The sequence below is a fragment of the Brachybacterium sp. J144 genome (assembly GCF_036321705.1).
Lineage (GTDB): Bacteria > Actinomycetota > Actinomycetes > Actinomycetales > Dermabacteraceae > Brachybacterium.
On record NZ_JAZDCG010000006.1, the window covers coordinates 1 to 24,825 of the forward strand.

General features: G+C 71.9%; 21 protein-coding genes and 1 other annotated feature. Of the genes, 10 read left to right on the forward strand and 11 right to left on the reverse strand.

Annotated elements, in window-relative coordinates; genetic code table 11:
* Positions 1-48 precede the first annotated feature (48 nt).
* Positions 49-1,271 (forward strand): IS3 family transposase gene (locus V1260_RS03915; RefSeq protein WP_329745484.1). Its coding sequence is split into 2 segments (ribosomal slippage): positions 49-328 and positions 328-1,271, totalling 1,224 coding nucleotides; the frame shifts between segments, so codons are not numbered across the junction.
* Positions 318-420: a sequence feature (AL1L pseudoknot), on the forward strand. It overlaps the preceding gene by 103 nt.
* Here V1260_RS03915 and V1260_RS03920 read toward each other — a convergent pair.
* Positions 1,268-1,801, reverse strand: coding sequence for a hypothetical protein (locus tag V1260_RS03920; RefSeq protein WP_329745485.1), 534 nt, complete (start codon positions 1,799-1,801; stop codon positions 1,268-1,270). The two genes, V1260_RS03915 and V1260_RS03920, sit on opposite strands and share 4 nt — an antisense overlap.
* A gap of 91 nt (positions 1,802-1,892) precedes the next feature.
* On the opposite strand from V1260_RS03920, the gene V1260_RS03925 reads away from it, so the two are divergent.
* The 3 genes from V1260_RS03925 (at position 1,893) to V1260_RS03935 (ending at position 5,551) form a co-directional block, all read left to right on the forward strand.
* Positions 1,893-2,309 carry a hypothetical protein gene (locus V1260_RS03925; protein WP_329745486.1) on the forward strand — a complete coding sequence of 139 codons (417 nt, stop codon included), beginning with the start codon at positions 1,893-1,895 and terminating at the stop codon, positions 2,307-2,309.
* Between the two features lie 197 nt (positions 2,310-2,506).
* Positions 2,507-3,445, forward strand: coding sequence for an Abi family protein (locus V1260_RS03930; RefSeq protein ID WP_329745487.1), 939 nt, complete (start codon positions 2,507-2,509; stop codon positions 3,443-3,445).
* A gap of 102 nt (positions 3,446-3,547) precedes the next feature.
* Complete coding sequence (locus tag V1260_RS03935) at positions 3,548-5,551, forward strand: GMC family oxidoreductase (protein ID WP_329745488.1); 2,004 nt, start codon at positions 3,548-3,550, stop codon at positions 5,549-5,551.
* Between the two features lie 154 nt (positions 5,552-5,705).
* Here V1260_RS03935 and V1260_RS03940 read toward each other — a convergent pair whose 3' ends face one another.
* Positions 5,706-8,225 (reverse strand): ATP-dependent DNA ligase, encoded by a 2,520-nt coding sequence (locus V1260_RS03940; protein WP_329745489.1) that lies wholly within the window; start codon positions 8,223-8,225, stop codon positions 5,706-5,708.
* Between the two features lie 128 nt (positions 8,226-8,353).
* On the opposite strand from V1260_RS03940, the gene ku reads away from it, so the two are divergent.
* Both ku and V1260_RS03950 read left to right on the forward strand, forming a co-directional pair.
* Positions 8,354-9,337 (forward strand): non-homologous end joining protein Ku, encoded by a 984-nt coding sequence (ku, locus tag V1260_RS03945; RefSeq protein WP_329745490.1) that lies wholly within the window; start codon positions 8,354-8,356, stop codon positions 9,335-9,337.
* Positions 9,338-9,471: 134 nt separating this feature from the next.
* Positions 9,472-9,948 carry a hypothetical protein gene (locus V1260_RS03950; protein ID WP_329745491.1) on the forward strand — a complete coding sequence of 159 codons (477 nt, stop codon included), beginning with the start codon at positions 9,472-9,474 and terminating at the stop codon, positions 9,946-9,948.
* Between the two features lie 123 nt (positions 9,949-10,071).
* Here V1260_RS03950 and V1260_RS03955 read toward each other — a convergent pair whose 3' ends face one another.
* Positions 10,072-11,283, reverse strand: a complete 1,212-nt coding sequence (locus V1260_RS03955; RefSeq protein WP_329745492.1) for an MFS transporter — start codon at positions 11,281-11,283, stop codon at positions 10,072-10,074.
* A 263-nt stretch (positions 11,284-11,546) separates the two neighbouring features.
* Here V1260_RS03955 and V1260_RS03960 point away from each other — a divergent pair, with 263 nt between their 5' ends.
* The gene (locus tag V1260_RS03960) at positions 11,547-11,726 is read left to right on the forward strand and encodes a hypothetical protein (RefSeq protein WP_329745493.1); all 180 of its coding nucleotides are present in this window, start codon (positions 11,547-11,549) and stop codon (positions 11,724-11,726) included.
* Between the two features lie 57 nt (positions 11,727-11,783).
* Here the strand turns inward: V1260_RS03960 and V1260_RS03965 are convergent, their stop codons facing one another.
* The 7 genes from V1260_RS03965 to V1260_RS03995 all read right to left on the reverse strand — a co-directional run bounded on the left by V1260_RS03965 (position 11,784) and on the right by V1260_RS03995 (position 18,368).
* Positions 11,784-12,104 carry a hypothetical protein gene (locus V1260_RS03965; protein ID WP_329745494.1) on the reverse strand — a complete coding sequence of 107 codons (321 nt, stop codon included), beginning with the start codon at positions 12,102-12,104 and terminating at the stop codon, positions 11,784-11,786.
* Between the two features lie 322 nt (positions 12,105-12,426).
* A complete protein-coding gene (locus tag V1260_RS03970; RefSeq protein ID WP_329745495.1) occupies positions 12,427-13,272 on the reverse strand; it encodes an ABC transporter ATP-binding protein in 846 nt (281 codons plus the stop codon).
* Between the two features lie 68 nt (positions 13,273-13,340).
* Positions 13,341-14,411 (reverse strand): FecCD family ABC transporter permease, encoded by a 1,071-nt coding sequence (locus V1260_RS03975; RefSeq protein ID WP_329745496.1) that lies wholly within the window; start codon positions 14,409-14,411, stop codon positions 13,341-13,343.
* Entirely contained in the window at positions 14,408-15,490 is a 1,083-nt protein-coding gene (locus V1260_RS03980) for a FecCD family ABC transporter permease (protein ID WP_329745497.1), read from the reverse strand. Before V1260_RS03980 ends, V1260_RS03975 begins: the two co-directional genes overlap by 4 nt.
* Positions 15,487-16,389, reverse strand: a complete 903-nt coding sequence (locus V1260_RS03985) for a siderophore-interacting protein (protein ID WP_329745498.1) — start codon at positions 16,387-16,389, stop codon at positions 15,487-15,489. The genes V1260_RS03980 and V1260_RS03985 overlap by 4 nt, the downstream gene beginning before the upstream one ends.
* The gene (locus V1260_RS03990) at positions 16,386-17,468 is read right to left on the reverse strand and encodes an ABC transporter substrate-binding protein (protein ID WP_329745499.1); all 1,083 of its coding nucleotides are present in this window, start codon (positions 17,466-17,468) and stop codon (positions 16,386-16,388) included. Before V1260_RS03990 ends, V1260_RS03985 begins: the two co-directional genes overlap by 4 nt.
* A 204-nt stretch (positions 17,469-17,672) precedes the next feature.
* Positions 17,673-18,368, reverse strand: coding sequence for a helix-turn-helix transcriptional regulator (locus tag V1260_RS03995; RefSeq protein ID WP_329745500.1), 696 nt, complete (start codon positions 18,366-18,368; stop codon positions 17,673-17,675).
* A 255-nt stretch (positions 18,369-18,623) separates the two neighbouring features.
* Here V1260_RS03995 and V1260_RS04000 point away from each other — a divergent pair, with 255 nt between their 5' ends.
* Together V1260_RS04000 and V1260_RS04005 are read left to right on the forward strand one after the other, a co-directional pair.
* Complete coding sequence (locus tag V1260_RS04000) at positions 18,624-20,330, forward strand: ABC transporter ATP-binding protein (protein ID WP_329745501.1); 1,707 nt, start codon at positions 18,624-18,626, stop codon at positions 20,328-20,330.
* Positions 20,327-22,129, forward strand: coding sequence for an ABC transporter ATP-binding protein (locus V1260_RS04005; RefSeq protein ID WP_329745502.1), 1,803 nt, complete (start codon positions 20,327-20,329; stop codon positions 22,127-22,129). Before V1260_RS04000 ends, V1260_RS04005 begins: the two co-directional genes overlap by 4 nt.
* 159 nt (positions 22,130-22,288) lie before the next feature.
* Here the strand turns inward: V1260_RS04005 and V1260_RS04010 are convergent, their stop codons facing one another.
* Positions 22,289-23,677, reverse strand: coding sequence for an alpha-glucosidase/alpha-galactosidase (locus V1260_RS04010; RefSeq protein WP_329745503.1), 1,389 nt, complete (start codon positions 23,675-23,677; stop codon positions 22,289-22,291).
* Positions 23,678-23,768: 91 nt separating this feature from the next.
* Here V1260_RS04010 and V1260_RS04015 point away from each other — a divergent pair, with 91 nt between their 5' ends.
* Positions 23,769-24,770, forward strand: coding sequence for a helix-turn-helix domain-containing protein (locus V1260_RS04015; RefSeq protein WP_329745504.1), 1,002 nt, complete (start codon positions 23,769-23,771; stop codon positions 24,768-24,770).
* The last annotated feature ends 55 nt before the right edge of the window (positions 24,771-24,825 follow it).

The window sequence follows — 24,825 nt, forward strand, 5'->3', positions numbered from 1 at the left end:
TGAAGCGCCCTGGGTTCCGTTCCGAGTCTCAGCAAGGAGAATCGGAGCATGCCCAAGAAGTTCAGTCCAGAGCTGCGTGACCGTGCCGTGCGCATGGTTTACGACCGCCAAGCCCGCGAGGGCGGCCCCCGTGCAGCATCGATCCGTGCCGTCGCACCACAGCTCGGCGTTGGCGTGGAGACGCTGCGGATCTGGTGCAACCGCTACGGACCCACCGAGCCGGCCGGCTCTGGAGAGCCGCTCGAGGAGGAGAACCGCCGGCTTCGGCGGGAGCTCGCCGAGGCGCGACGTGCGAACGAGATCCTGAAGGCCGCCTCAGCGTTTTTCGCAGCGGAACTCGACCGCCCCACGACGAAATGATCGCGTTCATCGACATGCATCGCGAGAAGTTCGGGGTCGAGGCCATCTGCCGCATCCTCGGTGCGACAGAATGTGGGTTCATCACGTCCCGCGGCTACCGCGCAGCGAAAACGCGTCCCGCCTCAGCCCGCGATCTCAGAGACGCCACCCTGCTCACCGAGATCACAAGGATCCATCAGGAGAATTACGGTGTCTACGGGGTCCGGAAGATGTGGCATGCCATGCGCCGAGCCGGCTGGGACGTGGGCCGAGACCAGGTCGCCCGACTCATGCACCTCGCCGGAGTGCACGGTGTTCGACGAGGCAGGAAGCCCCTCACGACCTGCCCGTCGCGGGAGCCGGACCATCGCCCGGACCTCGTGGAGCGGAAGTTCGCGGCCAAGCGCCCGCACCAGTTGTGGGTCGCGGACATCACCTATGTTCGTCTTCCGACGGGATTCTGTTACACCGCGTTCATCACCGACGCGTGCACGCGCAGAATCGTGGGCTGGGCTGTCGCATCCAGACTGCATACGGAATCGCTTCCGCTCCTCGCGTTGGAGCAAGCGCTGATCTCCACCGGTGCTCATCGGGCGCGGGATGGACTCATTCATCACTCGGACCGTGGCGTTCAATATGTTTCTCTCGCCTACTCCGACGCTCTCACGACTGCTGGTGTGAAGGCGTCTGTCGGAACCGTGGGAGATAGCTACGATAATGCGCTGGCCGAGACCGTGAATGGCCTCTACAAGACCGAGCTCATCTACTCAAGGTGCACCTGGGGCTCAGTCTCGGACGTAGAGATCGCGACGATGGCCTGGGTCCACTGGTGGAACACACGCCGGATCCACGAAGCTCTCGGCTACCGCACCCCGGCCGAGGTCGAAGCGACCTACACTCGCCCCACGACGACCGCGCCCGCGACTGTCTAACCACGGAACGAAACCCAGGGCGCTTCAGGGTTCAATCGGTCGATGCAACACCGGGTTGGTGGAGTGAGCGTAGTTGTTCTTCGCGGGGTGAAGTTGTGGACATGGTCCAGGCCCCGCTCCCCCTCCGGCAGATCGCGGAGCTCGGCATCGGGGCTGGTCGCGGCGCGCAGCTCCGCGGCGGCCTCCGCCGTGACGAAGGGCTCGGTGGGATCGCCGTTGTAGTCCTCGATCGTGTCGATCAGCCAGTCCTCCCCCTGCGCCTGCAGGGTGTACTCGTGAAGCCGCGTCAACCGGCCCGGCCGCTTCGTGAGCACGCGGGCCGTGTCACCGAGCGCCTCGGAGCCGACGAGGATCTCCGCCTGCGGGCCGTAATGCGGCGGATTGCCGAAGGACTGGCTGAGGCCCCGCGGATCGGGATCCACGAAGTGACGCGGCACCAGCTCGGCGATCAGGGCCCGCCACTGCATGAAGGCCTCGCCGGACTTGCCCGGGCCGCGGTCCTCGAAGGTGGTCGGGGCCGCTGGGGACATCACGACCGGTTCCGCCTGCAGAGGTCCAGAGCAGACTTCTGCGTTGATGGATCGACCGGACCGGCCTCCCCACCCGAGTACGATCGCCGGCATGTGGGGGAACATCCGGCGCGGGGGCGCCATCGGACTGCTGATCATCTCGCTCGCGCTCACCGGCTGCACGGAGCGGGTATCGGAGCGCTGCAGCGGCAGAGGGGGCGAGCACTCGTGCACCGTCACCTACAAGAGCTCCGACGGCAAGTGGTACACCACGCTCGACTCCAACCGCACGCACTCGCAGGCCGTGGTCAGCGGCACCTTCACCATCGAGTCCGGCAGCGGGACGCTGCTGCTCGAGGGGGCGGACTACTGGCACGAGTACGAGCTGAGCCCGGAAGAGCCGGTGGTCATCGAGGATCTGCCCCTCGAGCTCAAGGGCGACGGCAAGGGGACCTGGATCTACCTGGAGATCGTGGCCGATCCCCAGATCGAGGGCCTCACCGCTGAGTACGAGTGGACCACCAGCTGACTCATCTGTCGGCCCCGACCATAGGATCGACCGGACGCGCAGAGCGATCGTGAGGGGGCGTACATGGTTCACGGGGTGACGATCGTCGGGAGCCCGGGTAGTCTTGATCCATCACGACCGGTTCCGCCCATCAGGGTCCAGGGCCGGTCTTCTCTTTGCGCGGATCGCGCGACACCTGTCTCTCCGCGGTGCGCTCGATGACCGACAGGCAGATGCCCGCCAAGGTCTTCAAGTCGTACGACGAACAGGTCGACCTGCTCATCTCCCGCGGGATGACGGTGCACGACCGCGAATGGGCGGTCGACCGTCTGCGCTCGGTCAACTACTACCGGCTGTCCGGCTACTGGTACCCCTTTCGCATGCTGCAGAGCGACAGCACACGACGGTCCGATCGCTTCTTCCCAGACACTGATCTGCGGGACGTCGTCGCGCTCCACGATTTCGACGCACGTCTCCGTGCTGCCGCCTTCACCTCGCTGAGCCATATCGAACTGACGATCCGAGCGCGCCTCGGCCACGAGCTCGGACAGGTGGATCCTCTGGTTCACTGCCGACCCGAACTTCTGGGACCGACAGCGCGGGAGAGCGGCTCACATCGGCCTTCGCAGAACTACCTGACGTGGAGATCGAAGTACGACAGTGAGCTTCGCCAGTCACGAGAGGACTTCGTCTCGCACCACAAGCGGCACTACCGTGGCCAGCTCCCTATCTGGGCTGCCGTGGAGATCCTCGATTGGGGAAAGCTGACAAGACTGTTCGGGATGTCCCCTCGTCAGGTCCGTGACGCCGTCGCCGCCGAGGTGGAACTGACGGGGCCGCAGCTCGAGTCCTGGCTCAGGTCCCTGAACATCCTCCGCAACTACTCGGCCCATCACGGACGGCTCTTCAATCGGGTCTTCGCCCTCACTCCCCGCCTCCCGAGGACAGGCTCGTCCGAGATCACGCGCCTCAGCCCCACCATGAGCAGAGCGTTCGGTCAGCTCTCGACCGTCCAATACCTTCTGACCACCTACCGCATCGGGAACCCGACCATGCTGCCGGCGGTGATGAGAACCTTCCCCCGGATCGCCGTCGTTCCGATGAGCCACACCGGAGCACCCGACGGATGGCAGCGCTTGCCACTCTGGAGGCACTGAGGGATTGACGTATCCACCACGGTCGCCGGGCGCTCCCAGACCACTTCACCCCATCCGCTCTGCACGCATCCCTGCACCCCACCCCGCCCCCCGGAGGATCCCGTGACCCCTGTCGTCCACCCCGCCGATCCTCGCCTGCCCGCCGCCCGCGAGCGCGTGTCCCGGGCGCTGGATCCGGGGATCGCCCGCCCGGACCTCGTCGAGGAGCTGGCGTCGCGGCTGCTCAGTATCGACGACTCGGACCGGATGGGCTGGGCTACCGGGCCGCTGGAGGACGCGTCGGCCGAGCGGGCGCTCGTGGGCGACCTGCTGTACGCGCACGGCCTCGCCCCGGACCGCGTCGGCTCCGCCCTCGCTCCGCACGCGGTGCACTGGGCGCCCCCGGCGCAGGTCACCCCGCACCAGGCGCTGCTGCGGCCGGAGGACCTCGCCACCCCCGACCGTCTCCAGGACAGCTACGACGCGATCGTGATCGGTTCCGGCGCGGGCGGTGGCATGGCCGCGCAGGTCCTCGCCGAGGCGGGGATGCGGATCCTGGTGGTCGAGCGCGGCGCCTACCCGGCCCCCTCGGCGCTGGTCCGGGAGCATCTGCGCACGCCCCGCGCCGCGACCGGGATGCTCACCCTCACCGGTCCCGGGGTCCGCGGCGAGGAGCGCGAGGTGTCGCTCGGAGGCGGCTCCGCGGAGGCCGTGCCGCCGCGGGACTGGCGCTGGAACGACAACGCCCTCACCCTCGGCGGCGGCACGCGCGTCTTCGGCGCGCAGGCCTGGCGGTTCGCACCCCGCGACTTCGAGATGGCGAGCACCTACGGCGTCCCCGACGGCTCCGCCCTCGCCGACTGGCCGCTCACCTATGAGGATCTCGAGCCGTTCTACACCCGCGTCGAGCAGCAGCTCGGCGTGAGCGGCGGCCCCTTCACCGACCCGTGGGCGGGACCGCGCACCGCTGAGCTGCCGCTGCCCGCCGTCGGCGGCTCCCCGCTGACCGCCCTGCTCGCGTCGGCCGCACAGCGCCTGGGGCTCGGCACCCAGCCGGTGCCGCTGCTGGTCGCCTCCCGCCCCCACGGCGGCCGCGCCGCCTGCATCCGCTGCTCCCAGTGCATCGGCTTCGACTGCCCGGTCGCGGCCCGCGCCGGCAGCCACAACACGACCCTCCCCCGCGCCGCGGCCAGCGGGAACGCGACGATCCTGCCCGGTACGCAGGTGGCCCGGATCCTCCTCGCCCCCGGCGACTCGGGCCGGGTGCGCGGCGTGGAACTGGTGGGTGAGACGCCCGACGGACGGATCTGGCGGCGCGAGGTCGCCGCGGGCGCCGTGGTGCTCTCCGCGGGCGCGATCGAGTCGGCGCGGCTGCTGCTGGACAGCGCGACCGACACCCACCCGGCGGGGCTCGGGAACGCCCACGACCAGGTGGGGCGGCACCTCCAGGGGCATGCCTACGGCGGGGCGTCGGCCCTCTTCGCCGACGAGGTGGTGGATCTGCGCGGCCCCGGCCCGTCGATCTCCACCGGCGACCTCCGCCACGGGAACGCCGGGATCGTGGGCGGCGGGATCCTCGCCGACGAGTTCGTGCCCACTCCCGCCACCGCCCAGCGCTCGCTGCTGCAGACGGGCCTCGTCCCCGCGGACACCCCGCAGGGCTCCGCGGCGACGGAGCGGGCGATGCTCCGCTTCGGCCGCGTCATGGGACCCATCCAGGAGGTCACCTCCGCCCACTCGCGGGTGCGCATCGATCGCGGCCGACGGGACCGCTTCGGGCGCGCGATCGTGCACCTCTCCGGCGGCCTGCACCGCGAGGACCTGCGCGGACGCGCCCTACTGGTGGAGCGCGCGACCGCCTGGCTCGAGGAGGCGGGCGCGGAGCGGGTGGTGCCGATGGGGCCGATGTCGCTCCCCACCCCGGTCAGTGCCGGCCAGCACCAGGCGGGCACGCTCCGCCTCGGCACCGACCCCGCGCGCTCCGCCACCGCGCCCGACGGGCACGTGTGGGGACATCAGAACCTGTTCGTCGCCGACGCCTCGCTGCACGTCACCAACGGCGGCGTGAACCCCGTGCTGACCATCCTCGCGAACGCGCTGCGGGTCGCCGAGGGGGTCGCCGACTGAGCGTCCGGGCGCCAGGCCGTGTTCGGGCGAGGACGTCGATCCCTCAGCCCCCGAGGCCGTACAGCCGCAGGGCGTTGCCGCGCAGGGTCACCTCGATCTGCTCGCCGATCATCGGGGAACCGGCACCGGTGCCCGCGGCGAGGGCCGTGCCCGCTCACTCCTCCCATCGCACCTCGTCCGCCGCCTTGTTTCTCCGCCACCCGCGCCAGACGGGGTGGCGGAGTCGGCCGTCGGCCGTGCGCTCGGTGTGCTGGACCTCGCCGACGAGGTCCGCGCGCACCCACTCGGCGTCACGACGGTCCGCGGAGGGCACGTCATCGACCGGGGGCGTCTTCCGAGTGCGGGAGGAGAGCGCGGCGGCGATCTGCTCCAGGTCACGATCGGTGAATCCGGTGCCGACGCGGCCGGCGTAGCGCAGCTCGCCGCCTGAGTCGGGGACGGCCAGCAGCAGGGAACCGATGCCGCCGGAGCGACCGCCCCTGCCGTGCCGCCAGCCGATGACGACCACCTCCTGGTGCCGGGCGTTCTTGATCTTGATCCAGGTGCGGCTGCGCTTGCCGGGCCGGTACACGCCCGTCTCCGTCTTCGCCATGACGCCTTCGAGCTGCAGCTCCTTCGAGAGCGCGATCGCGTGGTCGACGTCGCCGTGGTCCGCGTGCGGCAGCTGCACGTGCCCGCTCGGCGCGACCACGTCGAACAGGGCGTCCCGACGCTCGCGGTACGGGGTGCGCAGCAGCGAGTCCCCGCCGCGCACGAGCAGGTCGAAGAGCATCACGTGCACCTCCACGTCCTGCCGGGCCCGCTCCACGTCCCGCGGACGGGTCAGCCCCAGCCGCTGTTGGAGGCGGGAGAAGGACGGCCGGTCGCGATCGTCGAGCGCGACGATCTCCCCGTCGAGCACGGTCTCACCGGCCGTGAGGACAGCGGGGTCGATGGCGTCCTGCAGCTCGGCGAGCTCGGGGAAGGTCGCGGTCAGGTCCTTGCCGGTGCGGCTGGTGAGGCGCACGGCGCTGGCCGTGACGGTCGCGATGACGCGCACGCCGTCCCACTTCATCTCGAAGGCCCAGTCGTCCTGGTCGCGGATGTCCTCGCGACTGCCCAGCGTGGCGAGCATCGGGGCGATCGGCTCCCCCATCGTCGCCGCATCGGCCCCCGCGTCGGAGGCCGCATCGGGCGTCGCGGCGCGCGAGGGCCCGGCCTCGGGCTGGTTCTTCATGAGGTGCAGCAGCCAGTGGGCACGGGCCTTCTCCGTCGCTGCCCGGCTCGTCCGCTTCCCGCCCGAGTCGCCGGTGTGCACGAACGCGTAGCGGCGCGGCACCCCGCCGAGCCCGCCGTCCTCACGACCGTGGCAGACGGCGATGATCTCCTTCCCCTCGCGCCATTTCTCGATCTCGACGGTGCCGGTGTCCCAGATGGTGACGTCGCCGCCGCCGTACTCTCCCTTCGGGATGCTGCCCTCGAAGGTGCCGTACTCGAGCGGATGGTCCTCCGTCTGCACGGCCAGGCGGTTCACGCCCACCTCCAGCGGCGGCCCCTTGGGCACGGCCCACGAGACCAGCACACCGTCGTGCTCGAGACGGACGTCCCAGTGCAGGCTCGAAGCGTGATGCTCCTGGATCACGAACATGGGCTGGTCCGCATCGAGCGCGTGCTGCGCCGCCTCGGTGGCCGGCACGCGCTCGGGGACGGGCTCGGGGGTCCTGGCAGCGTCGCGCTTGGAGCGGTAGACCTCCAAGCGGTCCCGCGTGCTGCGATCCTCGGGCCCGCTGGCCGGCTCACCGTCGCCGCTCAACCCCAGGTCAGCGATCGGATCGACACCGTCCTCGACCCGCCGCAGGACCTCCCCGAGCTCCAGCTGCTCGAGCCGCGGATCCTCGATCTCCTCCCAGGTGCGGGGCGCGGCGACCGTCGGTCGCAAGCGACCGCGCAGCGAGTACGGGCAGACGGTGGTCTTGTGGCCGTTGTTCTGTGACCAGTCCACGAGCACCTTGCCCGCGCGCCGTGACCTCTTCATGTCGCTGATGACGTCGTCGGGGTGGTCCTCCTCGAGGGCCCGCGCGAGCTCGTGGGCGACCTGGGCGATCTCCTGGGCCGTGGCGGTGCCGTCCAGGGGCGCGTACAGGTGGATGCCCTTCGAGCCGGAGGTGACCGGGAAGGACGCCATCCCCATGCCGTCGAGGATCTCGCGGCACCAGTGGGCGACGCGGGCGCAGTCCGCCAGCCCCGCCCCCTCTCCGGGGTCGAGGTCCAGCACGAGCCGGTCGGGGTTCGACGGGGAGAGGTTCGCGTCGAAGCGCCACTGCGGGGTGTGGATCTCGAGGGATGCCAGCTGGGCGAGCCACACGAGCACGGCCGGCTCGTCGACCAGGGGGTAGGTCGACGTGCCGTCCTGATGATCGATGTCCGCCCGCGGGATCCAGTCCGGGGCGTGGTCCTCGAGGTCCTTGCGGAAGAAGACCTTCCCGGGATGCTCGGCGGTTCCCACGCCGTCGACCCAGCGCTTGCGGGTGGCGGGGCGGCGTGCGGCTTGCGGGACCATCACCCCGGCCACGCGGCGGTAGTAGTCCAGCACCTCGCCCTTGGTGGTGCCCGTGGAGGGGTAGTAGACCTTCTCGAGGTGCGAGACCCTCAGCGTGCGGCCGTCGACCTCGACCTTCTGCTCACCGTGTGCCATGGAGCCACTGTGCCCCCGTTCCGCCGATCCGTCACGGAGCAGCCCCGACCGGCGACCGATCGGTCCGAGGCCCCGCGCCCCGGGGCCTTGACCCTGGCCAGGCGGCGAGCACTGTGCTGTCATGGGGCATGCGCGCGATATGGAGCGGTGAGATCACGTTCGGGCTCGTCAACGTCCCCGTGAAGCTCTACGGGGCGACACGGTCGCACGACCTGTCCTTCCACCAGGTCCACGACGAGGACCAGGGACGGATCCGGTACCAGCGCATCTGCGAGGTGTGCGGGCGCGAGATCGACTACGAGCACATCGACAAGGCCTACGACGACGGAGACAAGACCGTCGTGCTCACCGATGAGGAGCTCGCGGACCTGCCGGCGGAGGACAACGACGAGATCGACGTCGTCCAGTTCGTCCCCGGGGATCAGGTGGACCCGATCCTGCTGGGGACCTCCTACTTCCTCGAGCCCGTGGGCCGCTCCTCGAAGGCGTACGTGCTGCTGCGCCGCACCCTCGAGGACACCGAGCGCACGGCCGTGGTCACCTTCACCCTTCGCTCCAAGACCCGTCTGGGGGTGCTGCGGGTGCACGAGGACCTGCTCGCCCTGCAGACCCTGCGCTGGCCGACCGATCTCCAGGACGTCGACTTCGGTCCGTCGCGGACGACGATCAGCGCGAAGGAGCGGAAGATGTCGGCCGCGCTCGTCGAGCAGTTCAGCGGGGACTTCGACCCGGAGCAGTTCACCGACGAGTACCAGGAGCAGCTGCGCGAGCTGGTCGATGCCAAGCTCGAGGAGGGCGATGCCATCGACACCGAGGCGACCTTCGGCAAGGACTCCTCCACCGACGACGACGCGGGCGACGGCAAGGTCATCAGCCTGATGGACGCCCTCGAGCGCAGCGTGCAGAAGAGGCGGAGCGCGGGGTCGTCGGCCTCGGGGAGGACGACGACCGGGTCGACGAGGTCGTCGGCGACGAATGAATCGTCAGGGACCGAGAAGCGCTCGTCGACGACGCAGAAGAAATCCGGCACGACGAAGAAGAAGTCCGGGACGACGAAGAAGAAGTCCGGGACGACGAAGAAGAAGTCCGGCTCGACGAAGAAGTCTGCCTAGGGGGTGTTCGCGCCCCCGCCGTCAGGCGCCTATGCCCGCCGGCGGAGACCCGTCCCTGGTCTGCCGATCCGGCCATGCGGGTCGCGGAGGTAGTCGCCGAGGGCGTGCCCGGGAGCGGCGCATAGGGTGGGGCGATGAGCAGCCCCTCCCCCGGCCCGGACGACCAGCCCACCCGCGGATCCCTCGAGCCGCACCCCGACCAGCTCGCCGAGATCGACCGACTCCACGAGATCTCGAGCGCGCGCCCCACCGAGATCGAGCCGCAGATCGCCCTGTGGCGGGCGGTGACTGCCCTGGACAACTGGGTGGTCATCAACCGCGGCACCCCCGAGGAGCCGCGCCCGTACTTCCTCGCGGCCCCGCCCGGAAACATGCTCGCGATCTACACCAGCGCCACCCGCGCGAAGGAGGGGGCGATCGCGAACGGGCTGATCACCGAGGGCGATGCGGTGCCGCTGATGCTCGTGCCGCTGCCTGCCGGCCTGGACTGGGCGATGTCCTTCGGCCAGCACGGCGTCGCCGGCGTGACCGTCGACTACCCGCGCATCGGCTCCTGGTGCCCGCTGCCGAACCTCGCCCGACTGCGTGACGAGCGCGCCGCCGGACGGTGATCGCCCGCCGGACGGTGAGGTCCGGGCCGCGGCGGGCGCCGTAACCCCTGCACTCTGGGGCGAATTGGAGCCGCAGTCCGCCCACTCTGCAGGGGTCCCGCGAGGCGGGGTACGGCCGACGGGTCAGGCGCCGCGGGCGGCCACCAGCCGGTTCAGCCGCTCCGACATCACGATGCCCAGCGCCACCAGGACGATCAGGAACAGCGGCAGGACCCACAGCCCGGTGACGGTGGAGAGCGCGCCGAACAGCGGCGGGGCGATCGTGGAGCCGGTATAGGCCGCGGCCATCTGGATGCCGATGATCGCCTGCGAGTTCCGGGCACCGAAGCTCGCCGGGGTCGAATGGATGATCGCGGGGTAGATCGGCGCGCAGCCGACGCCCGCGATCAGCAGCCCCACGAAGCCGACCACGTCAGTGGGCAGCGGCAGGCCGAGCAGCAGCGCGCCGACGCCGATCATCGCGAAGCCGCCGCGGATCAGGGCGCGATCCCCGATGCGATCGGCGAAGAAGCCGGCCAGGAAGCGTCCGACGGTGATGCCGAGGATGAACAGCGCCCCGAGCATCGCGGCGGCCGCGGGCGGGGCGCCCCGCTCGGTGACCAGGTACGTCGCCGCCCACAGCAGGCCCGTCGACTCGAGCGCACAGTAGGCGAAGAAGGTCACGAGGATCAGCGCCACCCCGGGGATCCGCAGCGCGGTCAGCAACGGCACGGGGCCGACGGGGTCGGCGCCAGGGTCGGCGCCGGCGTCGGGTTCGGGGGATTCCGTCGGCCGCGCTCGCTCGCGGTCGACCTTCCCCCACAGCGGAATGCTGACCAGAAGCGCGAGCATCAGCGCGGCCTGCAGCAGGCCGATCCACAGGTAGGCGGCGGACCAGCCGTGGCCCGCCGAGATCGCGTACCCCATGAGGAACGGGCTGATCGAGGCACCGACGCCCCAGAAGCTGTGCAGCCAGTTCATGTGCCGCGCCGCGTAGTGCAGGGCGACGTAGTTGTTCAGCGCCGCGTCGACCGCGCCCGCGCCCAGACCGAACGGGATCGCCCACAGGCACAGCATCCAGAAGGCGGGCGAGAAGGAGAAGCCGAGCAGGGCGAGCGCCGTCATGCCGACGCTGACCGCGGTGACCGTCCCGGCGCCGAAGCGTCGCGTGACCCGCTCGGAGGCGAGGCTCGAGACGATCGTGCCGCTCGCGATGATCATCGTGAGGATCCCCGCGAAGGCGACGGGGACGGCGAGGTCCTGATGCATGACGGGCCAGCCGGCGCCGACCAGGGAGTCGGGCAGGCCGAGGCTGATGAAGGCGATGTAGATGATCGCGAGGAGGAGGGCGTACACGGGGTGGCGGCGTCTTTCGAGAGGGGGCCCAGCGGGCGCGCGGGGTGACCACGAGGGCCGGCGCCGGCGTCGGGGCCGACGGCTTGGACGATCGTACACAGACCGCGGTGCCTCGGTCACGCCGGCTCCGGGCCGTGGACTCGGGCGTCGGACCCCCGCCCTACTCTCCCGGGAGCGGCAGTACGCACGGACGCCTCTCGTCACCCCGCACATCCGGCCCGGAAAGGCAGCTCACCATCGATCTCTCCCTCGTTCCCTGGGACGTGCGCGAGGAGCATCGCGACACCTACATCCACCGCATGCTCGAGCGGGAGAGCCTCCGGCGCGCGGGATTGCCCTGCGGGACCTCCGAGGACGTTCAGCAGCTCGACGCCTGGATCGCGCAGCTGCGCGCGCGAGGTGTGCTGGTCGACTATCGAGCGGATACCCAGCGCGGGTTCTGAGCCGACGCAGGCGGACCTGTGGGGAGGCCGGGACGGCGTCCGCGGGACGGCCTCGACTCAGCCGCCGACCGGGCCGCCGCGCTGGGCGAGCTTGTCCTTGATGCCCTGGATGGTTTTGCCGAGGCCGGTCGGCGCGGGCTCATCCTCGGAGGGCAGCTCGATGTAGTCGACGATCGACCGCATCGTCGCCACGTCGATGCTCGGCGTCCCTGCCGCGAGGAGCGTGCCGATCCGCTCCCCCACCAACCGCTCGAGCGCCGCCGCGGCCTGGTCCCCGCGGCTGTCCCGCACGGAGTCGAGACGTTCGTGCAGCAGGCGGGCGGCTACGGGCGAGGCCTTGACCGGCTCGGGATGGCCGGCGACGGTGATCAGTTCCACGGTGACGATCCCCCTGAGGTCGAGGTGCGCGTGCGGGCCGGACCCGCACCGCCGCCGAGCGGCTGCGCCCGGCTCCTTGCACGGTACCGGGTCATCCTCCGGGCCACCACGATGTCCCGTGTGCCCCGTTTCGCGCCACCCCTCGCGCGGCCGGGTAAGCCTCGCAAACTTGGGGGAACACGAGCTCCTTTCCCCCAAGTCTGTGGAAGTTTCGCGAAGCGAGGCGGCGGGATCGGGGCGGGACGCATGCCCGGGGCACGCCGCCCCGCACGTACAGCAGACTCGGGGGAATCGGGCGCGGAATCGCCCCAGTGTGCGGGTGTCACGCGGGGGCACGGCCAGGGAGATCACCCACGCCCACCCGGTTCACCGCCCGCGGGATGACCATCGGGGCGCCGGTCTCGGGATCCTCGAGGATGCGGCAGGGCAGGTCGTAGACCTCCTCGACGAGCTCCGCGGTGAGCACCTCGCGCGGCGGGCCCGCGGCGACCACGGCCCCCTCCTTCATCACCACGAGATGGTCGGCGAATCGCGCGGCCTGGTTGAGATCGTGGAGCACCACCACGATGGTGCGGTCCAGGTCGCTGCGCAGCCGCTCGAACAGCTCGAGGAGCCCGTACTGATGCGTGATGTCCAGGAAGGTCGTCGGCTCGTCGAGGAGGAGCAGCGGGGTCTCCTGGGCGAGGGCCATCGCCACCCAGATCCGCTGTCGCTGCCCGCCGGAGAGCTCGTCGACCAGGCGCCCGGCGAGGTCCCCGGTCCCGGTCGCCTCCAGCGCCGCGAGCACCGCCGCCTCGTCCCGGGCCGACCAGCGGTCGAACATCCCCTGATGCGGGTACCGGCCACGTGCCACGAGGTCGGCGGCCCGGATCCCCTCGGGTGCGAGGGAGGTTTGCGGCAGCAGCCCCAGACGCGTCGCGAGCTGCTTGGTGGGGATCGTGCGGATGTCCTCGTCGTCCAGCAGGACGCTGCCGGCCAGGGCGGGCAGGACCCGCGCGACGGCTCGCAGGAGAGTCGACTTCCCGCTGGCGTTCGGCCCGATGATCGCGGTGTACGAGCCGCGCTCGATCCGCAGATCCACGCTCTCGCAGATCACCGCGCGCTCGTAGCCGATCCGCAGGCCTGCTGCCGCCAGCGCGGTCTTCGACCCCTCGACGGACTCCAGCACGCCGCTCCTCCTCTCGCGCCCTCGGGCACCCTCCACCGTCATCGTCCGCGCCACCTTCGTCCGCTCGCTCATCGTCGTCCCCGGAACTCGGTTGCCAGCAGCCACACCAGATAGCCGCCTCCCACGGACACGGTCACCACGCCGACGGGCAGTCCGAGCCGCTGCGCGAGCACGTCCGAGGCGAGCAGCACGAGCGCACCGACGAGAGCCGACGGTACGAGCTGCATCCCCGAGCCGCGCACCAGCCGCCGAGCAATCTGCGGTGCGGCGAGCGCCACGAAGGAGATCGGTCCGGCCGCGGCGGTGACCAGCGCGGTCAGCGCCACGCCGAGCACCACCGCCCCCATCCGCACCCGGCCGGGGCGGGTGCCGAGCGACCGGGCGGCGTCATCGCCCAGCTCGAGCTGGCGCAGCGGGGCGGCGACGGCGACGAGCAGGACCAGCATCACCGCCAGTACCGCGGCCAGGGGCCGCAGCTGGTCGTGGCCGAGGGCGTTGAGGGAGCCGGCGCCCCAGACCGCGGCGAGCATGGCGGTGTCCACATCCACCATCAGCATCAGCCCGGAGTTGAGGGAGGTCAGCAGCGCGCCCACGCCGATCCCCATGATGATCAGCCGGAACGGGGCGACCGCCCCTCGACTCACGGCGAGTGCGTAGACCACCGCGGCGGTCGCGCATCCGCCCAGCAGCGCGCCGGCGGCCACATCGAGGTAGCGGCTCGAACCGAGCAGCAGCATCACCACGACGGCCCCGGTGTAGGAACCGGACGAGAAGCCGATGACGTCCGGCGAGCCGAGGGGGTTGCGGGTCAGGGACTGGAAGATCGCCCCGGATAGCGCGAGCGCGGTCCCGCACAGCACGGCGACGAGCATCCGCGGCAGGCGCCAGCCCACGACCAGCAGCCGGACCTGCGGCTCGGACCGGCCCCGGAGCGCGTCGATCACCTCTGCCACGCTCAGCGGGGTGGTGCCGAGGCCGAGGGAGACCAGGCCCAGCATCGCGATGACCAGGGCCAGGATCCCGCAGATGACGAGGGTGCGCAGCGGCAGCAGCGCGGACACGCGGCCGAGGCGCGGCGACAGGGCGCGGTAGCCGTGCTCCAGCCGGCCCTGCGCGGACCGGGGCGACAGGACGCTCACAGCCCGCTCACCGTCCGCCGTCGTGCGAGGAGGATCAGCACGGGCGCCCCAACGACGGCGGTCACGAGGCCGACGCGCAGCTCGCCGCTGGGCAGGATCAACCGGCCGACGATGTCGGCGAGGAGCAGCATCGCGGGTGCCACGACCAGGGTGTACGCGAGGATCCAGCGCTGATCGGGGCCGACGATCCAGCGCACCGCATGCGGGATCATCAGCCCCAGGAAGCCGATGGGTCCGGCGAGGGCGGTCGCCGTCCCGGCCAGAAGCGTCACGGCCACGATCACCAGGGCCCGGACGGGCCCGATCCGCATCCCGAGCGATGCGGCGAGCTCGTCGCCGAGAGCGAGGGCGTTCAGGGGCCGAGCGACCGCGAGGGCGATCAGCACGCCCACAAGGGTCAGCGGGGCGAACGAGAGGACCACGTCGAGCTCGCGGCCGCCGATCGAGCCGACGCCCCAGAACCGCAGGTCGTCGAAGGCGGCGCGATCCCCGAGGACGATCGCGCTGGTGAGACCACCGAGGACGGCGCTCAGCGCCACCCCGGCGAGGGTCATGGTGGCGGGAGTGGCCCGGCCGCCGCCGACCGAGCCGATCAGGGCCACGAGCACCGTCACGACCCCCGCGCCGGCGAGCGCGAACCAGATGTAGCCGAGTGGGGAGGCGATGCCGAGGATGCCCACGGCGACGGTGACGGCGAAGGTCGAGCCCGCGTTGACGCCGAGGATGCCGGGGTCCGCGAGGGGGTTGCGGGTGAAGGCCTGGATCAGCGCACCGCACAGCCCCAGGGCAGGGCCGACGACGAGGCCCACCACCGTGCGCGGCACCCGCAGCTCATGGATCATGAGGTGCTCGTCGATCGCGGGGTCGGGCGCCACGAGCGCCTCGAGGATGGTGGACAGCGGGATGGCGCGGGCGCCGACGGCGATGCTGGCCATGACGAGACCGAGCAGGACCAGCAGGGCGAGAACCAGGCCGAGGGTACGGCGGGACGCGGTCCGCGCCAGGCCCTGGGAGACCTCGGCCTCCTCGCGGGAAGCGGACGTGGCGGGGGCCGCCCGCAGGGACGGCCCGATGCTCACAGGCCCGCCTCCTGGAACAGCCGCTGCACCTCGTCCACGATCTCCTCGATGTCACGGTCGCTCGCGTAGAGGGCGTCGACCTGCTCCTGGAAGGGGGCGCCGAGCTCGGCGTAACGGGCGCGCCATTGCTCGGCCCTGTCCGTCCAGTAGCCGACGCACTTGTACATGGTGGCGGGCAGACCGAGCTCGTGACGGAGGTAGGTGCGGGCCTGGCGGATGAGGCGCGTCTCGGCTGCGACCCACACGTAGGTGTCCGCCGCGAGTTCCTCGCGGCGCAGGGCGGAGACCAGCTCGCTGGGTGCCGCGCCGTTGCCGGTGCCGCGCAGCCAGCGGAAGGTGGCGGGTCCCGCGACCTCGGTCTCGGGCGCGAGCTCGTAGCCTCGGCCGCGGATCTCGACGAGCAGGGTCGTCTCGACCTGGTCGGCCGTGAGTTCGGCGAGGCGGAGCGCCGCGGGGAGAGCGGGCTCGTCGGCGACGAGCAGCTGCCGACGCGCCTCGGCCGGTCGGGTGTACAGCTCGCGCGGCGGGTTCAGGGCGACCCTCTGACCGGGTCGGGCCTGCATCGCCCAGTCCGCGGCGAGCCCGCCCTCATGGACCACGAAGTCGATGTCGACCTCGCCTCCGCGGTGCGCACGGATCGTGTATGTGCGCATCGCAGACGGCTCGACGCCCTCGGGGAAGTCCCAGCCGCGCTCGGTGACGAAGGGCATGCGCACGTCGCCGTCGGGCTGATCGGGGAAGAACAGGCGCACGTACTCGTCGCCGATGCCGGTGCTGGGGAAGTCGTGCATGTCCTCCCCGCCGAGGGTCACGCGCACCATGCCGGGACCGAGCCGTCGGACGGCCGTGACCTCCGCGGCATGGATCCGCGGCGCATACCCGGTGGGAGCGGCCGTCATGCTGCCTCCCTCACCGTCGGCGTGCCGTCGATCGCGGCGGAGATCCCCGCGATGTACCCCTGCTCGATCGCCCACGGGAGGCTCAGCACGGACGGACCCGAGGTGGCCATCCCCAGGGTCGAGTCGTCGGTGACGTAGTAGCGGGAGTTCGCGATCGGGTCCCAGCGCGAGAACAGAGGATGCTCGAGGGAGTACTGGGTGTTCTCGGCGGAGTTGGACCAGGCGACCACCACATCCGCCTCGACGGTGTCGAGCTGCTCGAGACTCACCCCTGTGTAGAACTCGTCGGGACCGACCCCCGCGCTCAGGTCGGCGAGGGCAGGGGTGTCGACGAGGCCGAACTCTCGCAGCAAGGCCACGCGCGGGTCGCCGCTCACGTAGAGGGCCATCTCGGTGCCGCCGTCGGCGCCGGAGAGGGTGACGGTGTAGACGAAGCTCGCGCCGTCGAGGTTCGGATGCGCGGCGGCCTCGTCGGCAATGAGCTGAGCGGTGTCGGCGATCAGGGTCTCCCCCTCGGGGACCCGGCCCAGCGCGGTCGCGACGATGCCGGTCAGGTCCTGCCACGTGCCGGAGGACCAGGCCCCCTCCCGGTAGGCGAGGGTCGGCGCGATCTCGGACAGCCGCTCGTACTGCACCTCGCTGATGCCTGAGTGCGGGGCGAGGATCGCATCCGGGGCGAGGGAGAGGATCTGCTCGTAGTCGGGACCGTCCTCCGTCTCGGCGAGAACCGTCGGCAAGTCGGCACCGAGGACCTCCTCGACCTGGGTGCGGAACCAGGGGGTAAAGCCCTCCTCGTCCCCGCCCCAGCTGGTGCTCACTCCGACCGGCGCAAGGCCGAGCGCGGCGACGATGTCATGGGTCATCCAGCCGATGGTGACCACGCGGGCGGGCGCCGCGGGGATGACGGTCTCGCCGTAGACGTGCTCGAGGGTCACCGGGAAGGCGCCAGTGTCCGCGGCACCGCCCGCGTCGGAGTTCCCGGTGCCGGCACCCGATTCCGCCTCGCCCGCGGTGCAGGCGGCGAGCAGCGAGGCGGCGGCGAGGCCGAGGAGGAAGGTGGATCGACGCAGGGTGGCCATGAGGTCCTTTCGACAGCTGCCCGAACGGGGTCGGGCCCGGAGGATGGGGCGGCCGGCCCCACTGAGGTGAGGCAAGCCTTACTCAGGGTAGTGAACGAGGTCCCCGCCCAGAGGACAGACCGTGTCGCGCAGCGGACAAACGGGCCCACCGCGCCATGCCGTACGTCACACCGCGGCGTCAGGCCACATCGTCTGGCAATGTCGTCAGGCCACGGCGTCCGCGGCGGGGAGGAACTGGTGCGGCGGGCGGCCGAACATCCGATGGAAGGCGGCGCTGAACGCGCTCGTCGTCGCATACCCCACTCGTCGGGCCACCCCGCCCACAGGGACACCCTCGCCGAGCAGCCGGATCGCCGCCGACATCCGCGCCGCGGTCCGCCATTCGGTGAACGTCATCCCGGTCTCGGCCCGGAAGGCCCGCACCAGCGTGCGGCCGCTGACGGAGGTGAGATAGGCCCAGTCCTCGAGCGAGCGGTCGTCCGCCGGATCGGAGAGGATCGCGCGGGCCACCGGCGCGATGCGGGGGTCGCGCGGGATGGCCAGGGCGAGGTTCGGCGCCGGTTCGACGCTGATCATCTCGAGGCAGACGCGCTGCGCACGGATCCGCTGACCCTTGGGCATTCCCCGGTCGTGGAGGTGGGTGAGCAGAGCCCGCAGCGCCTCGTTGACCAGCACGGGCGTCACCTCCGCCGGAGCCTCCTGCCAGGCCCAGGGGTGCACGAAGGTGGCCGCGAGCGGGGTGGTCGCCGCCCGGCTCGCCGCGTGAGCGGTGCCCCCGGGGACGAACAGCCCCCGCTCCGGGACGAGGGCGTGGCGCACCCCCTCGACCTCCACCTCCGCATGGACGCCGCGGCGCGCCCAGAACACGGTGTGCTCGCGATGCACATGCGGCTCCGGCACGCATGAGGACTCCTCGTCATCGAGGCACACCCAGCGCAGGAAGCGAGTCGTGAGCAGATATCCGGGGCCCGGGATCATGGTCCCCTGGGGAGGTCGCACGGCGAGGTCCGACGGGTGGTCCACAGGCGCTCCCAGAGAGTCGGTGCGTCGCGGGCGCGACGCACGGGGCAGAGTGAGGCCACCCTAACCATTCGCTGTCCGCTGCGCGACATCGGTCGTCCCCTGCCCCAGGCCCGGGATCCCTAGCCTCGAGGTATGGGACTCCTCCTCGAACGTCCGCCGGCGCTGACCGTCGGCGGGATCATCCGTCGTTCCCTCACGCGTGACCGGCGCGGCCGCCTCCTCGCCCTCAGCACCGCCGGGCTCATGCTCCACCAGGCGGCCGAGGCGGCGGTGCCCGTGCTCATCGGCGTGATCATCGACCGGGCGGTCCTGCCCAGGGACCGTGCGGCGCTCATGCTCTGGCTGGGAGTCCTCGCCGCGCTCTTCCTCGTGCTCTCGCTCAGTTATCAGCGAGCCTCCCGCGGCATGGTGCGGGTCTACGGCCACGGCGAGCACGATCTGCGCCAACTGGTGGTCGAGCGTGTGCTGCATCCCCGCCTGCTCTTCGCCCGACCGACTGGCGAGGTCCTTTCCATCACCACCTCGGACACCTACCGGGTGGCCGGGGTGGCGTGGAGCATCGCCCAGCAGGGGGCGACCGTGGCGGCGCTGCTGACCAGCACCGTCGCCCTGCTGGTGATCTCCGTGCCACTGGGCCTCGCGGTGCTGCTCGGTGCGGCGGCGGTGCTGTGGGGCATGCAGTCGCTCGCGCGCCCCCTGGAGAAACTGGGCCTGAAGGAGCAGGTCTCGGTGGCCTCGGCCAGCGAGGTCGCCACCGACGCCATGTCCGGGCTGAGGATCATCCACGGGCTCGGCGCCCAGCAGGAGGTGGCGCGGCGCTACCGCGCGGCGAGCCGGACCTCCCGCGACCGCGCGGTCGCCGCGGCACGCTCACTGCAGACGTACCAGGCCGTGAGCAGCATCCTCTCGGTGCTGTCGATGGCGCTGCTGACCCTCGCCGCCGGATGGATGGCACTGCGCGGCGCGATCACGCCGGGCGAGCTGGTGACCGTGGTGGGTCTTGCCCAGTTCCTGCAAGGCACGCTCGCCCACATCGGTACCTTCGGGGCGAACTGGGCGCACAAGCGGGCGTCCGCGCGCCGGCTCCGGGCACTGGCGGCCGAAGCGTTCGTGCTCCCCGCCGGGACGGGCGGCACAGACGCCGACGGGTCGGCCGGCCCGGTGCTCCGCTGGCAGCCCGATCGCGGCCCGGAGGTGCGAGTCGACGCGGGCCGGATGGTCGGACTGCGGATCTCGGGAGCCGCGCAGGCGCGCGCCGTGGCCGACCGCCTCGCCCTCCGCTCCCCGCTGCGGCACGGTGAGCTGCAGGTGCACGGGAGAGATGCGACGGCGCTCGGCCCGGCCGCCTATCGCCGACGGATCGTGGCCCCTCCGCACGAGGCCACGGTGTTCACGGGGTCCCTGCGGGCGAACGTCGTCCTCGACGACCGCCCGCTCGATGCGAAGGTAACCGCGGCGACCGCGCTCGAGGACGTGATCGACCACGTCGGTTCACCGGATGCTCCCGTGGGCGAGGGCGGACGCCGCCTCTCCGGAGGGCAGCGGCAGCGGCTGCTGCTGGCCCGCGCGCTCCATGACGACGGCGACCTCGTGGTCCTGGACGAGCCGACCACCGCCCTGGACCCCCTCACGGCGCACCGGGTCGCCCATGGGCTGCGCGGACTGGGACGCACCCTCGTGGTCATCACCGGGGAGCCGCCGCTCCTCGCGGCCTGCGACGAGGTGGTGGACCTCCGTGGCCCCGCGCCCGGTGGCGAGGCCGGCGCCGCCCCGGGTGCCGACGACCGGACCGTTCCAGGCCCGGCACAGGATCAGGCTGCCGAGGCGGTCGCACGATGAGCGCCCAGACCGCGCCGCCGTCCCGCGCCGCCGACCCGTCGGAGCACCGCACCCTCCCGGTGGCCGGGGCACGCCGCACCGCCCGCACGGCCCTGCGCCTGCTGGCCCGCCGACGGGCCGCCCTGCTGGCCACGACGCTGTCGCTGCTCGTCGGCTCCGCCGCCGCGCTGGTAATCCCGCCTGCCCTGGGCCGGATCGCGGATCTCGTGGTCCAGGGCAGCGGCCTCGGATCGCTGCTGGTGGTGTGCCTCGCAGTGCTGCTCGCGGGCTTCCTGGCCGCCACAGCGACCTGGTGGGGAGGTCGGCTCCTCGTGACGTGCCTGCAGGAGGCCCTGGCCGAGCTCCGCGAGGAGGTGTTCGCGGCGGCGATCGGGCTCGATGCGGGAACGGTCGAGGAGGCCGGCAGCTCCGATGTGGTCTCGCGGGTCACGGGCGACGTCGAGGCGGTCACCGAGGCGGTCTCGGGGGTGCTGCCCCGCGTGGTCGGTGCCGTGTTCACGATCGGCCTGACCGCGGTGGGTCTCGCAGTCCTGGACCCCTGGCTCGCGGCCGGAGCGCTGCTCGCGGTGCCCCTCCAACTGCTCACCACCCGCCGCTTCCTGCGCCGATCCCGCCCGCTGTACGTGAGAGTCCGGCAGGAGGAGGCAGCCCGGGGCCAGGCGATCCTCGAGACCGTGGCCGGGGCCCGGACCGTCGTCGCCCACGACCGCGCGGAGGACCGTCTGGGACTGATCGCCGAGCGCAGCCTCGCCGCGATCCGTACCGGCCTCGCCCAGGTCACCGTGCGGAACGGCTTCTATGCTGGGCTGAACACGGCGGAGTTCCTGGGGCTCGCCGCGGTGCTCGCCCTCGGGTTCTGGCGCGTCGAGACCGGCGCGATCACGGTGGGCGTCGTGACCGCGGCGGCCCTGTTCTTCCACCGCCTGTTCGACCCCATCGGCGCTCTGCTGACCAGCATCGACAACCTGCAGAGGGCGCAGGCGGGCCTGGAGCGCCTGGTCGGCGTGCTCGAGGCGTCCGAGCCGGCAGCTGCGGGCGAGGAGAGCCGCGGGTCGGAGGTGGAGATCGAGGAAATCGCCGTCACCTACCCGTCGGCCGGCGCCTCTCCCGCAGCGACCGCACGACGCGCGCTGGACCAGGTGACCCTGCACCTCCCCGCGGGGTCGAGGACCGTCGTCGTCGGCGCCTCCGGCTCGGGGAAGTCGACGCTGGCCCGGGTCGTCGCAGGGGTGCTGGACCCCTCGGCCGGGGCGGTCCGGATCGGTGGCCGTCCTGCACACATCGCCCGCCGCGGGAATCGGCCGGCGGTGCTGCTGGTGACTCAGGAGACGCACCTGTTCACCGGGTCGATCGCGGACAACCTGCGCTTGGCCCTCCCCGGGGCCTCGGACCAGGATCTGCTGGCGGGCCTCGACGCCGTCGGCGCGCGCTGGGTGCGGGAACCGGGAGCTCAGCAGAGGCTGGGCGCCCCTCCGCCGTCGGACCTCGACGAGGCGCAGCTGCAGCAGCTCGCCCTGGCCCGGGTCCTGCTCGCCGACCCGGCAGTGGTCGTCCTCGACGAAGCCACCGCCGAGGCAGGCAGCGACGGCACCCTGGACCGCGCTGTGGCCGCCGTGACCGCAGGCCGCACCGCCCTCGTCATCGCCCACCGACTCAGCCATGCCGAGCTGGCCGATCTCGTCGTGGTGATGGAGGACGGACGGGTGGTCGAGACCGGGACCCCCGCTGCGCTGCTCGCCGCGAACGGTCCCTTCGCCCGGCTCTGGGAGTCCTGGCACCGCGATCGCGCGACGGGGTAGGCGGCGACGCCCCACGAGCCTCGCCCCCGCCCCGCCGTCCCGCGGCGCCCCGATCGCCCCGCAGACATGGGGGAATACGCGCCCTATTCCCCCAAGTCTGCGGAGGTTTCGCGAGGCGAGACGGCGAGGTCGGGGGCGAGCGGCTTCACGCCCCGCGGCTCACCCCGCCCGCAGCCGCTCCGGCAGCCGGTTGGCGTGGGCGGCAAGGAGCTCCTCGGTCATGGCGCGGGCATCCTCGAGGGTGAGCAGTGCGGCGGTCAGGGGGTCGAGAGCCACGGCGTGGAAGACGTTCTCGAGCTCCCCTTCGAGCGCGGCGCGCACGGCGAGGGTCTGCACATTGACGTTGGTGCGGTTCACGGCCGCGAGCTGCGGGGGCAGCTCGCCGATCGCGGTGGGCTGCACGCCGCGGGCGTCGACGAGGCAGGGCACCTCCACGCAGGCGTCGGCCGGGAGGTTCTGGATCAGCGCCCCGGCGTTGGGGACGTTGCCGTGCACGACGCTCGGCGTGCCGGTGACGATCGAGTTCACGATGCTCGCCCCGTACTCGACGCTGGGCGCCAGCTCGGCCTTGAGCTTCTCGAGCTGCGCGTCGATGTCGCCCTGGTCGTCGTGGGCCGCGCAGATCTCGTAGTAGTCCCAGCGCTCGGGGATGTACTCCTCGACCAGCTCGGGGGTCTTGCGGAAGTAGGGCAGGTACTCGGAGGCGTGGTGGCTGGACTCGGTCTGGAAGTAGCCGAAGGCGTTCATGATCGCGGTGCGGACCTGCTCGTTGCCGCCCTCGTAGGTGCTCGCCTCCTCCGCGGCCTCGGAGTGGTCGCCGTCGTCGCCGGCGAGCCCGTCGGCCCCGCGCCCGCGCCGGTGCTTGGCGGACATGACCTCGCGCAGCCGCGGGTAGAGGTCCTCCTGGCCGTGCATGAACTCGAGGATCCAGGCCTGGTGGTTGATGCCGGCGCAGCGGTAGGACACCTCCTCGTAGGGGACGCCGAGGGTGCGGGCGAGCATGCGGGTGGTGCCCTGGACGCTGTGGCAGAGACCCACGGTGCGCAGGCCCTTGGCGTTGAGGTACGCGGTGGCCATCGCCATGGGGTTGGCGTAGTTGATGAAGGTCGCGTCGGGGCACACTTCGAGGGCGTCGGCGGCGATCTCGTCGTAGGCGGCGACCGAGCGCAGGAAGCGGAACACGCCGCCGGGGCCGACGGTGTCGCCGACGGTCTGGTCGATCCCGTACTTCCGCGGGATCTCGACGTCGTGGCGGTAGGACTCGACCCCGCCCACCTGGAAGGTGATGATCACGATGTCGGCGCCGTCGAGGGCCGCGCGGCGGTCGGTGGTCTCCTCGACGGTGGTGCCGAAGCCGTGGTGGGCCACGAGCTCGCGGGTCGCGGCGGCGACCGGGCCGAGCTTGTCGGGGTTCACGTCCATGAGGGTGAGGGTCGCCTTGCGCAGCGCGGGGAAGGAGAGTATGTCGCCGATCAGCCGGAACGGGAACACGAAGCCCCCGGCGCCGATGAGGGTGATCTTGGGGTTCTTGAGGAACGTCGTCGTCATGGTGTCACGCTAGGGGCGCACAGAGCCGGAGGTCTCCCGGATTCCTCCCCCGCTCTTCCAGAATCCTGCGATCCCCCGCTACGGTGCGGGGATGACGAGCGAGGCGGTGATCCCGGGGTTCGGGCTCGACGCCCGGGTCGACGAGGAGCGAGCGGGGCTGTGGATCCGCCGCGGTTCCCCGCCGCGCATGCTCTCGATGCACCGGCACGACGACGTCGAGATCAATGTGGTCCTCGATGGGCAACTGCAGTACCTCCTCGCGGGCCGGCCGCTCACGGTGCGCGCAGGGGAGATCGCGGTGTTCTGGGCGGCGCAGCCCCATGGCCTGGTCGACTCGCGGCCCGGCGACACGCTGTGGATACACGTGCCCTTCGCGGCCGTGCTCGCCTGGGGGTTGCCGGAGGCGGAGACCGCGCCGCTGCTGAGCGGGCGGCCGCTCGTGGTCCGCGCGCCGGAGCTCGCGGCGCGCACGGCGCTGCTCGCGCAGCAGTGGGTGCACGAGGTGCCCGGGGCCGCAGGGCCGACGGGTTACGCGGGGCCGACGACGCCCGACGACACCGGGGGCGGTGCGCTCGCCCCGGCCCCGCTGGACCTCGCCGAGCTCGAGATCCGCGCGGCGGTGCGACGGATCCTCCGCGCGGGCATCCGGCCGGGGCATCCGGCGGACCCGACCGTCGGCGGCGCCCCCATCGGCAGCGCCCCCGCCGGCCCCGACGCCGGCGCCCAGGGCAGCCCTCGCACCGGCTCCCCCGTCGGCTCCGCGCCGACGGCTCGACTGCGCCACGTCTCCGCGATGGCGCAGCACGTGCGGGAGCACCATCGCGAGCCCCTGACCATCGCCGACATCGCCGCTGCCGCGCATCTCACGCCGTCGCACGCGATGACGGTGTTCCGCCGCACCGTCGGGGTGACGCTCGGCGAGTACGTGACCATGTGCCGGGTCGCCGAGGCACAGCGCCTGCTGCTGACCACCTCGATGACCACCGCGGAGATCGCGTCCGCCGCGGGTTTCGGCTCGCTCTCAAGCTTCTACGAGCATGTCACCGCGGCCTGCGGGATGACGCCGCGGGAGTACCGTCGGCAGGGGCGGTGACCGCGGGCGGCCGACTCCTCGACCGCGCGTGCTCGCACCGATCGTCGTCGACCCC

What these genes read in the sequence shown, in the direction of transcription:
- V1260_RS03920 (WP_329745485.1), bottom strand. Translation starts at nt 1,801, where the DNA reads ATGTCCCCAGCGGCCCCGACCACCTTCGAGGACCGCGGCCCGGGCAAG.
- V1260_RS03925 (WP_329745486.1), top strand. Translation starts at nt 1,893, where the DNA reads ATGTGGGGGAACATCCGGCGCGGGGGCGCCATCGGACTGCTGATCATC.
- V1260_RS03930 (WP_329745487.1), top strand. Translation starts at nt 2,507, where the DNA reads ATGACCGACAGGCAGATGCCCGCCAAGGTCTTCAAGTCGTACGACGAA.
- V1260_RS03940 (WP_329745489.1), bottom strand. Translation starts at nt 8,225, where the DNA reads ATGGCACACGGTGAGCAGAAGGTCGAGGTCGACGGCCGCACGCTGAGG.
- ku (WP_329745490.1), top strand. Translation starts at nt 8,354, where the DNA reads ATGCGCGCGATATGGAGCGGTGAGATCACGTTCGGGCTCGTCAACGTC.
- V1260_RS03950 (WP_329745491.1), top strand. Translation starts at nt 9,472, where the DNA reads ATGAGCAGCCCCTCCCCCGGCCCGGACGACCAGCCCACCCGCGGATCC.
- V1260_RS03985 (WP_329745498.1), bottom strand. Translation starts at nt 16,389, where the DNA reads ATGACGGCCGCTCCCACCGGGTATGCGCCGCGGATCCATGCCGCGGAG.
- V1260_RS03990 (WP_329745499.1), bottom strand. Translation starts at nt 17,468, where the DNA reads ATGGCCACCCTGCGTCGATCCACCTTCCTCCTCGGCCTCGCCGCCGCC.
- V1260_RS04000 (WP_329745501.1), top strand. Translation starts at nt 18,624, where the DNA reads ATGGGACTCCTCCTCGAACGTCCGCCGGCGCTGACCGTCGGCGGGATC.
- V1260_RS04005 (WP_329745502.1), top strand. Translation starts at nt 20,327, where the DNA reads ATGAGCGCCCAGACCGCGCCGCCGTCCCGCGCCGCCGACCCGTCGGAG.
- V1260_RS04010 (WP_329745503.1), bottom strand. Translation starts at nt 23,677, where the DNA reads ATGACGACGACGTTCCTCAAGAACCCCAAGATCACCCTCATCGGCGCC.
- V1260_RS04015 (WP_329745504.1), top strand. Translation starts at nt 23,769, where the DNA reads ATGACGAGCGAGGCGGTGATCCCGGGGTTCGGGCTCGACGCCCGGGTC.